We start from the raw sequence: 12,388 nt of genomic DNA on the forward strand, positions 1-12,388 counted from the left end.
CCAGCGCCTCCTTGGCCTTGCGGGCCATGTCCGCGATGTCCGCCCGCCGCTGCGCGTCCGCCTCGTAGTCGGCCCGCCGGTCCCGCACCACGCGGGCCGGCATGCCGACGGCGATCTTGAAGTCCGGCACGTCCCCGCGCACCACGGCGTGCGCCCCGAGCACGCACCCGCGCCCGACCCGCGTACCGCGCAGCACGGTCACCTTGGTGCCGAGCCAGCAGTCCGGCCCGATCCGCACGGGCGACTTCACGATGCCCTGGTCCTTGATCGGCAGGGTGATGTCCTCGGTCTTGTGGTCGAAGTCGCAGATGTAGACCCAGTCCGCGACGAGCGACGACGCGCCGATCTCGATGTCGAGGTAGCAGTTGACCGTGTTGTCCTTGCCGAACACGACCTTGTCGCCGATGCGCAGCGACCCCTCGTGGCACCGGATGGCGTTGCCGTCGCCGATGTGTACCCACCGCCCGATCTCCAGCCGCCCGTAGCCGGGCCGGGCCATGACGTCGACGCGCTTGCCGAAGAACACCATGCCGCGCAGCACGACGTGGGGGTTGAGCAGCCGGAACTTCAGCAGCCGCCAGTACCGCACCAGGTACCAGGGGGTGTAGGCGCGGTGGCGGAGGACCCAGCGCAGGGAGGCCGGCGTGAGGAAGCGCGCCTGCATCGGGTCCCGGCGCGACCTGGCCCAGCGCGTCCACACCGGCGCGCCCCACATGCTCGTCATGGCCGAAGACTCTAACTTCGGACGCGCGGCGACCGGGACAGGCCGCCCGCCCGCCGGTGAGGCAGGCTGGTGCTCATGGCGACTCCTCTCATCATCGACACCGACCCCGGCGTCGACGACGCGTTCGCGATCGCGCTCGCCGCCCGCAGCCCCGAGGTCGAGCTCAAGGGGCTGACCACGGTCTTCGGCAACGTCGGGCTCGACCTCACCACCGCCAACGCCCTGCGCCTGCTCGCCCACCTCGGCCGCACCGACGTGCCCGTGGTGCGCGGGTCCGAGGGGCCCGGCGGGGCGGCGGACGTGCACGGCGCGGACGGGCTGGGCGGGCAGGCGCTGTCGTTGCCGGAGAACCCGAACGCCGTCGCGGGCGACGACACCACGCGGTTCTTCGCCGACACCCTCACGCCCGGCACGGTGGTCGCCGCCATCGGGCCGCTCACCAACATCGCCGCGGCGATCGAGGCCGGCGTCGAGTTCCCCCGGCTGGTCGTCATGGGCGGCGGGCTGGGCGTCGGCAACACGACGCTGCGGGCCGAGTTCAACTTCTGGGCCGACGCGAAGGCCGCGCGGACCGTCATCCGCAAGGGCAACCCGATCGTCGTGCCGCTCAACCTCACCCAGCGGTGCATCGCCGACACCGAGTTCCTCCGCAACGTCGACCCGGTGCTCGCCGGCCTCACCGGCACCTACCGGGCCTACCTCGCCGCGCACCGGGACCAGAACCACTCCGACCGCGAGGAGGGCATCCTCGTCCACGACGCGGTGGCCGTCGCGGAGGCGATCGTGCCCGGCACGCTCAAGACGCGGACCCACGGGCTCGACGTCGACGACGAGGGCGCGCTCGTCGAGGGGAAGTACCAGGTAGAGGTCGCGGAGGAGACCGACTGGCCCGCGCTGAGGGCGTTCATGGAGCAGCGCTTGTCCGGTTGACGACAAAACGGCTTCACACTCTGGGGTTGGGCGGGCACGGAAAGTAGGGTCCGCCAGCATGCAGCGAAGAGTCCTCACGACAGCTGCGGTGGCGGTGGCCATGACGTTCGGAGTGGTCCCTGCCTCCGCTCAGCCCCAGGTCCAGGTGGTGCCGGATCCGGCGGAACACGTGAACCCGTTCATCGGCACGACCAACCTCGGGAACACGTTCCCCGGTGCGGTCGTGCCGTTCGGCATGTTCTCCTTCAGCCCGGAGGCCAGCAGGGGGAACACCCTGCGCGCGGCGGCTCCCGGCGGGTACCGGTACGACGCCACGAAGATCCGCGGCTTCAGCCTCACCCACATGTCCGGGACGGGGTGCGCGGGCGGCAGCGGTGACATCCCGATCTTCCCGCACGTCGGGACCGTCACCACGTCGCCGACCACGGACGCGACCGACGCCGTCTACGCGAGCGAGTTCGCCCACGCCGACGAGGTGGCCAAGCCCGGCCGCTACGACGTGACGCTCAAGTCGGGCGCGAAGGCCGAGCTGACCGCCACCGAACGCACCGGTGCGGCCCGGTTCAGCTTCCCCGCCGACAAGCCGGCGACGGTGCTGGTCAACACCTCCAAGTCGCAGGTCGGCTCCAGCGACGCGCAGACCGTGGTCGACAAGGACAAGCGGACGATCACCGGCAGCGTCACGTCCGGCAACTTCTGCGGCTACATCAACCAGGTCGGCCGCCGCAGCTACTACACGCTGCACTTCGTCGCGGAGTTCGACCAGCCGTTCACCGAGGTCGGCACGTACCAGGACAACGTTGTCACGCCCGGTGGCACCAGCTCACAGGGCGGCACGACGTACGGCACGAACGGCTGGCCGGTGCTGGGCAAGGGGTCCGGCGCCTACCTGGGCTTCGCGCCCGGCAGCCAGGTCGGCGTCAAGGTCGGCATCTCGTACGTGAGCCTGGACAACGCCAAGCAGAACCTCAAGGCGGAGAACAAGGGCCAGTCGATCGAGGACCTGCGGGACAACGCCTACACCGCGTGGCAGAAGCAGCTCAAGCGCATCGAGGTCGGCGGCGGCTCCGATGACGAGCGGACGAAGTTCTACACCGCGTTGTACCACTCCCTGTTGCACCCCAACCTGTTCAGCGACGTCAACGGCGAGTACGCCGGGTTCGACGGCAAGGTGCACCGGATCGACAAGAGCAGGCAGAAGGCCCAGTACGGCACGTTCTCCGGCTGGGACATCTACCGCTCGCAGCTCCAGCTGCTGACGTTGCTGGAACCGCAGATCGGCTCCGACATCGCGCAGTCGCTGCTCAACCAGGCCGACCAGAACAACGGCGTCTGGGACCGCTGGACGCACGCCGCCGGTGGCACGCACGTCATGAACGGCGACCCGGCCCCGATCGCGCTGGCCGCGATCTCGGCGTTCGGCGGCGACAGGTACGACATCAAGTCGTCGCTGAAGTCGCTGGTCAAGGCCGCGACCACGCCGACCGCGCAGGACCTGAGCAAGGACGGCTGGGCCGTCATGTCGGTCGGGCAGCGGCCGTCGCTCGACAAGTACCTGCAGAACAAGTACATGCCGGCCGTGTCGAACGCGTGGGGTGGCGCGGCGGAGACCCTGGAGATCTCCGCGGCGGACTTCGCGATCAGCCAGCTCGCCGAGCGCACCGGCGACAAGAAGGTCGCGAAGACCTTCGCCGAACGCGCGCAGTGGTGGCAGAACAACTTCGACCCGGTGGCGGACCGGACCGGCGGCTACATCCGCAACCGCAACGCCGACGGCACGTGGGTCAAGGACTTCACGCCCGACACCGGCAACGGGTTCGTCGAGGGCAGCAGCGCCCAGTACACGTGGATGGTCACGCACAACGTCGCCGGGCTCGTCGAGTCGCTCGGCGGCCGTGAGCGCGCCAACAAGCGCCTCGACGACTTCTTCCACAACGCGGACGGCAGCTGGGCCCTGACCGGTCAGGGCGGCGCGAAGTCCGAACTGGACAACGAGCCGTCGGTGAACGCGCCGTGGCTCTACAACTACACGGGCCGGCCCGCCAAGACGCAGGAGACCCTGCGCGAGACCATCACCACCCTGTGGAAGAACGCCCCCGGCGGCATTCCCGGCAACGACGACCTCGGCGCGATGTCGTCGTGGTTCGTCTTCACGTCGATGGGCATCTACCCGCAGGTGCCGTCGCGCGCCGAGCTCGTGCTGAGCAGCCCGCTGTTCACGTCGGTGAAGATCAACCGCGGTGGCGGCAAGGACATCACGATCAACGCCCCGCAGGCCAACGCCGCCACGAAGTACGTGCAGTCGTTGAAGGTCAACGGTCGTGCGTCCTCGAAGACGTTCCTGCCGGAGTCGTTCGTGGAACGCGGCGGCAAGCTCGACTTCGTGCTCGGCAAGGCACCTTCCGCCTGGGGCACGGGCGCGGCGGACGCACCGCCGTCGTTCCGCGACGGCGAGCAGCCGATCAAGCACGAGCAGCCGTACTACCTGACCGTCGAACCGCGCCAGCTCGTCGTCCAGCCCGGCCAGTCCGTGACGGCGAAGGTCAACGCGGTGAAGCTGTACGACGGCGACCCGAAGGCGACGTACACGATCACCGGGTCGGACGCGCTGAGGTTCACGCCGGTGAGCGGCTCGGTGCCGGGCGAGTTCACGGTCTCGGCGGACGCCTCGACACCGCAGGGCTTCTACGACATCACCGTCACGGTGACCGTCGAGGGCGCCGCGAAGCCGGTCGTGCTGCCGCAGACGGTGAAGGTCGCGCCGGCGGGCAGCATGCTCGCCGCCGTGAACAACGTCGGCGCGTCCGCCGACGCCGACGGTGACGGCGACTTCGACGGCGGCGGCTACAGCTACTCGCGCGAGGCGCTGGCCGCGGCCGGCCTCCAGCCGGGCGGCACCGGCACCGTCGACGGCCTGACGTTCACCTGGCCGTCGTCGCCGCCCGGCCGTCCCGACAACGCGACGGCTCACAAGCAGACGCTGACCCTGTCCGGCACCCGCCTGGCGTTCGTGGGCTCGGCGGCGAACGGCGCGCGCACCAAGGCCGCCACGGTCACATTCACCGACGGCACCACGGCGTCGGTGGACATCGGCTTCAGCGACTGGACGCTGGGCGGTGGCGGGGCGGCACCGAGCTACGGCAACGTGATCGTCGCCAACACGCCGTACCGCAACCAGTCCGGCGGCGGCAGCGAGAAGGTGGCCACGCACATCTTCGCGACGAAGACGTACGCGGCACCGGAGGGCAAGACGCTGGCTTCGGTGGTGCTGCCGGAGGACGGCGACATGCACGTCTTCGCGGTGGCGCTCGGCTAGGCCGTTCCGGGTGGGTCCTGTCGCGGCCGTGACAGGACCCACCTTCGTTGGCCGCTCGAGCGGCTGCCAATAAAGTGGGGCCGTGTTCTCGGTTCTCGAACGCGACCAGCTGCGCCGGGACCTCGTCAACGCCGCCGGGATCGACCCGCGCGTGGTCGGGGCGGCGCTGACCGGTTCCACCGCCCTCGGCGAGGAAGACCGCTGGTCCGACATCGACTTCGCCCTGTCGGTCGACCGCGAGATGGACGCGGTGGTGACCGACTGGACCGCGCTCATGTACGCCTGCGACGCCGTCGGCCACGTCGACGTGCGGCGCGGCTCCGTGCTCTTCCGCGTCTTCCTGATGCGCTCGTCCCTGCAGGTGGACGTCGCGTTCTGGCCCTCGTCCGAGTTCGGCGCGACGGGCCCCGCGTTCAAGCTGCTGTTCGGCGAGGCCAACCCGCTGCCGCGGACGCCCCAGCCGGACCGCGCCGAGCTCGCCGGCCTCGCCTGGCTGTACGGGCTGCACGTGCGGTCGTCGCTCGCGCGCGGCCGGGTGTGGCAGGCCCTCCACCTGCTCAACGGGATGCGCGACCACGTGATGTCGTTGTGCTGCCTGGCCGAGGGGGTCGCGGCGGTGCAGGGGCGCGGTCTGGACGACCTGGCCGATCCGGACGCGTTCGCCGGGACCGTGGCGGTGTCTACCCGGCCGGAGGAGCTGGGGCGGGCTTTCCACGTGGTGGTCGGGTTGTTGCTGCGGGAGGTCACGGACTCAGGGGTGGCTCAGGCCGTGCGGGCGTTGTCGCCGGTGGTCGCACCGCCGGAGTAGGCGGAGCGGGCGGCGGTGGCGGAGTAGGCGGCGGGCAGTGGAACCGGTCTTGACGCGTTCATCGGCACGCCCCACCGCACATCGCCATCAGCACGGCCCCGCACTCGTCGCCGCCCGACCTCACCTGGCCGGCACGGGCTCGGCCTGCGGGGTCTGCGCGGGCGCCTTCTCCCTCAGCAGCAGCCAGGCCGTGAACAGCACCAGCACCGCCGCCGAGCCGTGCACCGTCAGGCCGTGGGCCACCGTGCCGCCGTGTGTGATCACGGCCAGGCAGTCGCCGATCGGGATGATCGAGTCCGCCAGGACCACCCAGCCGAGGGCTCGGCGCTGCTTCATCAGCAGCAGGATCAGCGCCGTCAGGCCGTAGGCGATGTCGCGCACGCCCTTCACGACGTAGTAGCCGTCCGGGTCGACGATGCCGAAGCCCGCGGCCGCCCAGTTGCCGGCCAGCAGGTAGCTCAGGCCGAAGTAGAAGCCCGCCACCACCACGAGCGCTGCCATGACCGTCGTGAACCGCATTGCGTCCTCCTCGAAATCTAGCGTTGCTAGCTGTTGGAGCGACGCTAACACAATGGGCGCTCGGAACGCTAGCGGTGCTAGATTTGTCGCGTGAGCATCCAGAACCGGCGTGAGCGCGAGCGGGCCGAACGCCATCAGCTGATCATCGACGCCGCTCGGGAGCTGGCAGAGGAGGAGGGCTGGGACGCGGTCACCACGCGCCGGCTCGCCGACAAGGTCGAGTACAGCCAGCCGGTGCTCTACAGCCACTTCAAGGGCAAGGACGCGATCGTGCGGGCCGTGGCGATCCAGGGTGCCGGTGAGCTGGCGCGGCAGCTGCGCAAGGCCCGGCCGGAGAAGGGGCGGTCACGGCTGCGGGCCGCCGCCGAGGCGTACCTGAAGTTCGCGAACACCAGGCCGGCGCTCTACGACGCGATGTTCGTGCAGCGGGTCGACATCCCGTTCGGCACCGACGACATCCCGCAGGAGCTGCGCGACGCGTTCGGCGAGCTCGTCGCGGCGGTCGAACCCGTCCGGGGCGACCGGGACCTGGAGACGTTGACCGAGCTGTTCTGGAGCACGTTGCACGGCATCGCCACGCTCACGCACGGCAAGAGGCTGCGGCCCGCCCACCACGAGGCACGGCTGGAGATGGCGCTAGGTGCGCTCAGCCTGACACAGCAGGAAGACGGGCTTTGACCCGACGCGCGTCAGCACGACGGTGGCCTCCGCGGGACCGGAGAGCTTGAGGCGCTTGCGCATCGTGTTCGGGTCGACGTCGAGGCCGCGCACCAGGATCTCGAGCCTGCCGACGGAACGCGTCCTGAGCAACGACTTGAGCGACTTCTCCGTGTAGTGGCCGTGTTCGAGCACGCGGAACGCGCGGATGCCGGGAGGAGGCGTGGGGCCGCTCAGGTACGCGATGCGTTCGTCGAGCTGCCACAGGCCGTGCCGGGCCGCGTAGTGCCGCACCAGGCCCGCGCGCACGACGGCGCCGTCCGGGTCGACGAGCCACTCCCCCGGCGGGGCGACGGGGCAGTCGTCGGGTTCGGCGTCGGTCAAGGTCCACGACGTCGCGCCGTGCAGAACCGAGGCGCGGCGCGAGACCCCGGGGGTGGCGAGGCCGCGCGTCCACAGGCAGGCCTCGCGGACCGCGCCGTCGAGCGACACGACCTCGACCTCGTCCGCCCAGGGCGCGACCGCGAAGTCGATGCCGGGAGCGCACTTCACGGCCAGGTCGACGTCCGCGTAGACGTCGGATAGCTCGTCCAGCGGCGGCAGGAAGTCCGACGGGTTCCACTTGCGGCGGCCGGAGGAGTCGCGGCGGGCGGGGTCCGCGGTGACGGCGCCGGCACGGGACACGGGCCGCAGCGCGTCGGCCCGCACGACGAGCTGACCGGGAACGTTGTTGCGCGCCATGGCGAGCCGCACCGGGTCGAGGTCCGAGCCGACGCACCGGGAGGCCACCGCCGACAACGCGAACAGGTCCGCGCCGATCGAGCAGGTCACGTCGTGGACGTCACGGCCGGCGAACCGCAGAGCGCGGTGCCGGGCGACAGCGGACGCGGTGGCCTGCTGCAGGGCGTCGTCGGTGAAGAGCCAGGAACCGGAACCGTCCAGTTTGGACGCTGCCCGGCGGCGCAGCAGCACGGTTTCCACGACCGGGGCGGAGGAGTCACCGAGCAGCTTGCGTGCGACACCGACGTCGTGCAAGCGCGAGGAGTCGGTGAACGGCAACGCGTCCACCTCCGCCAACGCGGCGGCTCCGGCGCCGGAACGCAGGAACGCCACGTCGGACGAGGTGAACGCGTACGCCAACTCAGGAAGATTTCTTACCGGTGATCGACACGTTGTAGAAGACCTCGCGCGGCAGGACCTTCGACAGCACGTTCTGGTCGACCCACGAGAGGTTCTGCCAGGTGCGGTAGGCGAACATCGCCCACCCGAAGCCCAGCTTCTCGCGCGGCACGGCGGCCTCGAACGTGCGCACCGGCCAGCCGAACAGCGCGGCCGACAGCTCGTCGGTCACCGCGTGGACGCCGACGGCACCGGCACGCCGGGCGGTCGCCTCCAGCTGGTCCGGGTCGAACGTGTGCAGGTCGACGACGGCTTCCAGCGCAGCGGCGCGGGACGACTCGTCGAGCTCCTCCTGCGGACGGCGCCACGAGCCCAGCGCCGGCAGGGCCTTGGTGACGTTGGTGGTCAGCCACCACGTCGCCTGGCCGAGCTTGCGGGCGTAGAAGTTGCCGATGTTCGTCGGGTCGCCCGCGAACACGAACTTGCCGCCCGGCTTGAGCACGCGCAGCACCTCGCGCATCGCACCCTCGACGTCCGGGATGTGGTGCAGCACCGCGTGGCCGACGACGAGGTCGAACGTGTTGTCGTCGTACGGGATCCGCTCGGCGTCGGCGACGCGGCCGTCGACGTCGAGACCCAGGTTCTGCGCGTTGCGCAGCGCCACCTCGACCATGCCGGGCGACAGGTCGGTGACCGAGCCCTTCTTGATCACGCCGCCCTGCATGAGGTTCAGCAGGAAGAAACCCGTGCCGCAGCCCAGCTCCAGCGCGTGCTCGTACGGGCCGACCTCACCGGCGGCGGCGCGGAAGCGGTCCGTCGCGTAGGTGATGCAGCGCTCGTCGTAGGAGATCGACCACTTCTCGTCGTAGGTGCCCGCCTCCCAGTCGTGGTAGAGCACCTGCGCGAGCTTGGTGTCCTTGTAGGCCGCCTCGACCTCCGCCTCGGTCGCGTGCGGGTTGGGTGCCGGGTCAGTTGCCACTGAACTTCGCCTTTCCGGGCCCGTTCTCGATGAACGACTCCACGCCCGCCTTCTTGTCCTCGGTCGCGAACAGCGCCGCGAACAGGTGGCTCTCGAGCTTCAGGCCCGACTCCAGGTCGGTGTCGAGACCGCCGTCGACGGCGGCCTTCGTCGCCGCCAGCGCGAGCACCGGCCCGTTCACGAACTGCTTCGCCCAGCGCACCGCGGCCGCGTACACGTCGTCGGGTGCGACGACCTCGTCGACCATGCCGATCTCCAGCGCTTCCTGGGCGCCGACGAAACGGCCGGTGTAGAGCAGGTCCTTGGTCTTCGACGGGCCGATCAACCGGGCGAGGCGCTGCGTGCCGCCGCCGCCGGGGATCAGGCCGAGCAGGATCTCCGGCTGGCCGACCTTGGCGTTGTCGCCCGCGATGCGGCGGTCGCAGCCGAGCGCGACCTCGAAGCCGCCGCCCAGCGCGTAGCCCGTGATCGCCGCCACGGTCGGCTTGGGGATGGTGGCCAGCGCGCCGAGCGCGTCCGACAGGCCCTTGGCCCGCAGCGTCATCTCGGCGTGGGAGATCTGCGCGAACTCCTTGACGTCGGCACCGGCCGCGAAGACCTTCTCGCCGCCGTGGACGATGACCGCGTAGACGTCGGAACGCTCGGAGGCCTCCTTCGCGGCGGCCTGCAGCTCGGTCTGCACCTGCCGGTTCAGGGCGTTCATCGGCGGCCGCTCCAGGCGGATCGTGCCGATCCCGTCCTCGACCTCGAGCCTCACGAACTCAGGCATGCAGCCCTCCCAAAAGTCGTCGCGACAGCGCTGTCACGTTACCCGGCGGTAGCTTCTCAGACCCGGCGGCGGGCGAAGAACCGGTCCCCGGCCTTCTGCAGCTCCAAGTCCTGGCCGAACGTCTTGGAGAGGTTCTCCTCGGTCAGCGTGTCCGCCAGCAGGCCCTGGGCCACGACCGAGCCCTCGCGCAGCAGCAGCGCGTGCGTGAAGCCCGGCGGGATCTCCTCGACGTGGTGCGTGACCAGCACCATCGCCGGAGCGTCCGGGTCGAGGGCGAGCTCCGACAGCTTCGCCACGAGGTCCTCGCGGCCGCCGAGGTCGAGGCCCGCGGCCGGCTCGTCGAGCAGCAGCATCTCGGGGTCGGTCATCAACGCGCGGGCGATCAGCGTGCGCTTGCGCTCGCCCTCGCTCAGCGTGCCGTAGAGGCGGTCGGCGAGGTGCTCGATGCCGAGCGTGCCCAGCAGCTCGCGGGCGCGGTCGGTGTCCTGCTTGCCGTAGTCCTCGCGCCAGCGGCCCAGCACCGCGTAGCCGGCGGAGACGACCAGGTCGACGACCTTCTCGTCGGCGGGCACGCGGCCGTTGAGGGCGGCCGAGCACAGGCCGATGCGGGGCTTGAGCTCCTGCACGTCGGTCTTGCCCAGGCGTTCGCCGAGGAGGTGCACCTTGCCCTTGGTCGGGTGCAGCTCGGCGCTGGAGAGCCGCAGCAGCGTGGTCTTGCCGGCCCCGTTCGGGCCGAGGACCACCCAGCGCTCGTCCAGCTCCACGCTCCAGTCGATGTTTCCGACCAGCGTGTTCTTCCCTCGGCGGACCGACACGCCCGCCATGTGCACGACCAGATCTGTCACGTCGACGTCCGCCACGGCTCCATTCTTCCGAACGACCATCGGCGGGTCCTCCATCGGGGTGTCCCACACGACCGGCCGAGGCGCTGCGCCGCCTGTGTGAAGTCTCAAGTCCTCTGTCGGTGTCAGATGCCAAGATCGGGGGCATGGCTACTCGACCGGAGTCCGAGGTGCTGGCAGGCCGTCCGTTCCCGCTGGGGGCGCACGCCGAGGCCGGCGGTGTCCGCTTCGCGGTGACGTCGCACGTCGCCGACGCGGTCGAGGTGTGTCTGATCGGCGACGACGGGACCGAGAAACGGGTCGAGCTGACCGAACGGACGTTCGGCGTGTGGCACGGCCTGGTCCCCGGGGTCACGCCCGGCCAGAGGTACGGCTACCGCGTGCACGGGCCGTACGACGCGGGCCGCGGGCTGCGCTGCAACCCGGCGAAGCTGCTGGTCGACCCGTACGCGCGGCAGATCACCGGCAGGGTCACGGACCTGGAGGCGTCGCTCGGGTACGTGGGCGACCCGATGCACGGACCGCCGTCGGCCGTCGACTCGCTGGGGTCGGTGCCGCTGAGCGTCGTGAGCTCGCCGGGCGGCGCCGCCACGGGCGTGAAGCCCGAGGTGCCGTTCGAGGAGGCCGTCATCTACGAGATGCACGTCAAGGGCTTCACGAAGAACCACCCGGACATCCCGGAGAAGCTGCGGGGCACCTACCTCGGGCTCGCGCACCCGGCCGCGGTCGAGCACCTCGCCCGGCTCGGCGTGACCACGGTCGAACTGCTGCCCGTGCAGGCGTTCCAGGACGAGCCGTCGCTGATCAGCAGGGGTGCGAGCAACTACTGGGGCTACTCGCCGCTCGCCTACTGCGCGCCGCACCCCGGCTACGCGAGCGAACCGGGCAACGAGGTCCAGGAGTTCCGGACGATGGTCGCCGCCCTGCACGCGGCGGGCATCGAGGTGCTGATCGACGTCGTCTACAACCACACGTGCGAGGGCGGGCCGGACGGGCCGACGCTCAGCTTCCGCGGGTTCGACGCGCCGGGCTACTACCTGCACGCGGGCGGCGGCAGCACCGTCGACATCACCGGCTGCGGCAACACCCTCGACGCCGGGTCGCCGCAGGTCGTGAGGCTGGTCACCGACTCGCTGCGGTACTGGGCGGACGAGATGGGCGTCGACGGGTTCCGGTTCGACCTCGCCTCGACCATGGGCAGGCCCGGCGGCGGGTTCTTCGACCGCGACTCGGCGCTGCTCACGGCCATCACGACGGACCCGGTGCTGTGCAGGGCGAAGCTGATCGCCGAGCCGTGGGACGCCACGGGCGACGGCTACCGCGTCGGCGACTTCGGCGTGCAGTGGGCGGAGTGGAACGGCCGCTACCGCGACACGGTCCGCGACTTCTGGCGCGGCCACACCTCGGTGCGCGACCTCGCCTACCGCCTCTCCGGCTCGTCCGACCTGTACGCGGACGACCTGCGCCGGCCGTGGCAGTCGATCAACTTCATCACCGCGCACGACGGGTTCACGCTGCGCGACCTGGTTTCCTATGAGCGCAAGCATAACGAGGGCAACGGCGAGGGCAACCGGGACGGAACCGACGACAACCGGTCGTGGAACTGCGGCACCGAGGGGGAGACGGACGATCCCGAGATCCTGGAGCTGCGCACGAGGCAGGCGCGCAACCAGCTCGCGACGCTGCTGCTGTCCACCGGCACGCCGATGATGGTGGCGGGCGACG

Annotated in this window: 11 protein-coding genes; 5 read left to right on the forward strand and 6 right to left on the reverse strand. The window is 70.6% G+C overall.

What is annotated here, in order from left to right; all coding sequences use genetic code 11:
* The coding region (locus VF330_RS21880) for an acyltransferase (protein WP_330853501.1) at positions 1–724 on the reverse strand (724 nt) is incomplete at its 3' end.
* A gap of 75 nt (positions 725–799) precedes the next feature.
* On the opposite strand from VF330_RS21880, the gene VF330_RS21885 reads away from it, so the two are divergent.
* From VF330_RS21885 to VF330_RS21895, 3 genes are all read left to right on the forward strand, one after another.
* Positions 800–1,654, forward strand: a complete 855-nt coding sequence (locus VF330_RS21885; RefSeq protein ID WP_330853502.1) for a nucleoside hydrolase — start codon at positions 800–802, stop codon at positions 1,652–1,654.
* A 58-nt stretch (positions 1,655–1,712) separates the two neighbouring features.
* A complete protein-coding gene (locus VF330_RS21890) occupies positions 1,713–4,970 on the forward strand; it encodes a GH92 family glycosyl hydrolase (RefSeq protein ID WP_330853503.1) in 3,258 nt (1,085 codons plus the stop codon).
* An 82-nt stretch (positions 4,971–5,052) separates the two neighbouring features.
* Positions 5,053–5,778: a nucleotidyltransferase domain-containing protein gene (locus tag VF330_RS21895; RefSeq protein ID WP_330853504.1), complete on the forward strand. Its 726-nt coding sequence runs from the start codon at positions 5,053–5,055 to the stop codon at positions 5,776–5,778.
* Positions 5,779–5,898: 120 nt separating this feature from the next.
* On the opposite strand, the gene VF330_RS21900 is transcribed toward VF330_RS21895, so the two are convergent.
* Entirely contained in the window at positions 5,899–6,297 is a 399-nt protein-coding gene (locus tag VF330_RS21900) for a DUF4267 domain-containing protein (RefSeq protein ID WP_330853505.1), read from the reverse strand.
* A 90-nt stretch (positions 6,298–6,387) separates the two neighbouring features.
* Here VF330_RS21900 and VF330_RS21905 point away from each other — a divergent pair, with 90 nt between their 5' ends.
* Positions 6,388–6,975, forward strand: a complete 588-nt coding sequence (locus VF330_RS21905) for a TetR/AcrR family transcriptional regulator (protein WP_330853506.1) — start codon at positions 6,388–6,390, stop codon at positions 6,973–6,975.
* On the opposite strand, the gene VF330_RS21910 is transcribed toward VF330_RS21905, so the two are convergent.
* The 4 genes from VF330_RS21910 to VF330_RS21925 are packed head-to-tail and all read right to left on the reverse strand — an operon-like array spanning position 6,934 to position 10,705.
* The gene (locus tag VF330_RS21910; protein WP_330853507.1) at positions 6,934–8,094 is read right to left on the reverse strand and encodes a THUMP-like domain-containing protein; all 1,161 of its coding nucleotides are present in this window, start codon (positions 8,092–8,094) and stop codon (positions 6,934–6,936) included. The two genes, VF330_RS21905 and VF330_RS21910, sit on opposite strands and share 42 nt — an antisense overlap.
* Position 8,095: 1 nt before the next feature.
* Positions 8,096–9,052: a class I SAM-dependent methyltransferase gene (locus VF330_RS21915; RefSeq protein ID WP_330853508.1), complete on the reverse strand. Its 957-nt coding sequence runs from the start codon at positions 9,050–9,052 to the stop codon at positions 8,096–8,098.
* Positions 9,042–9,821: an enoyl-CoA hydratase/isomerase family protein gene (locus VF330_RS21920; protein WP_330853509.1), complete on the reverse strand. Its 780-nt coding sequence runs from the start codon at positions 9,819–9,821 to the stop codon at positions 9,042–9,044. The genes VF330_RS21915 and VF330_RS21920 overlap by 11 nt, the downstream gene beginning before the upstream one ends.
* A gap of 56 nt (positions 9,822–9,877) precedes the next feature.
* Positions 9,878–10,705, reverse strand: coding sequence for an ABC transporter ATP-binding protein (locus VF330_RS21925; protein WP_330853510.1), 828 nt, complete (start codon positions 10,703–10,705; stop codon positions 9,878–9,880).
* 104 nt (positions 10,706–10,809) lie between these two features.
* Between VF330_RS21925 and glgX the strand changes: the two genes are divergently transcribed.
* Positions 10,810–12,388: glycogen debranching protein GlgX (glgX, locus tag VF330_RS21930; protein ID WP_330853511.1), on the forward strand; the 1,579-nt coding region annotated here is incomplete at its 3' end.

This window comes from Lentzea sp. (assembly GCF_036380075.1).
Lineage (GTDB): Bacteria > Actinomycetota > Actinomycetes > Mycobacteriales > Pseudonocardiaceae > Lentzea.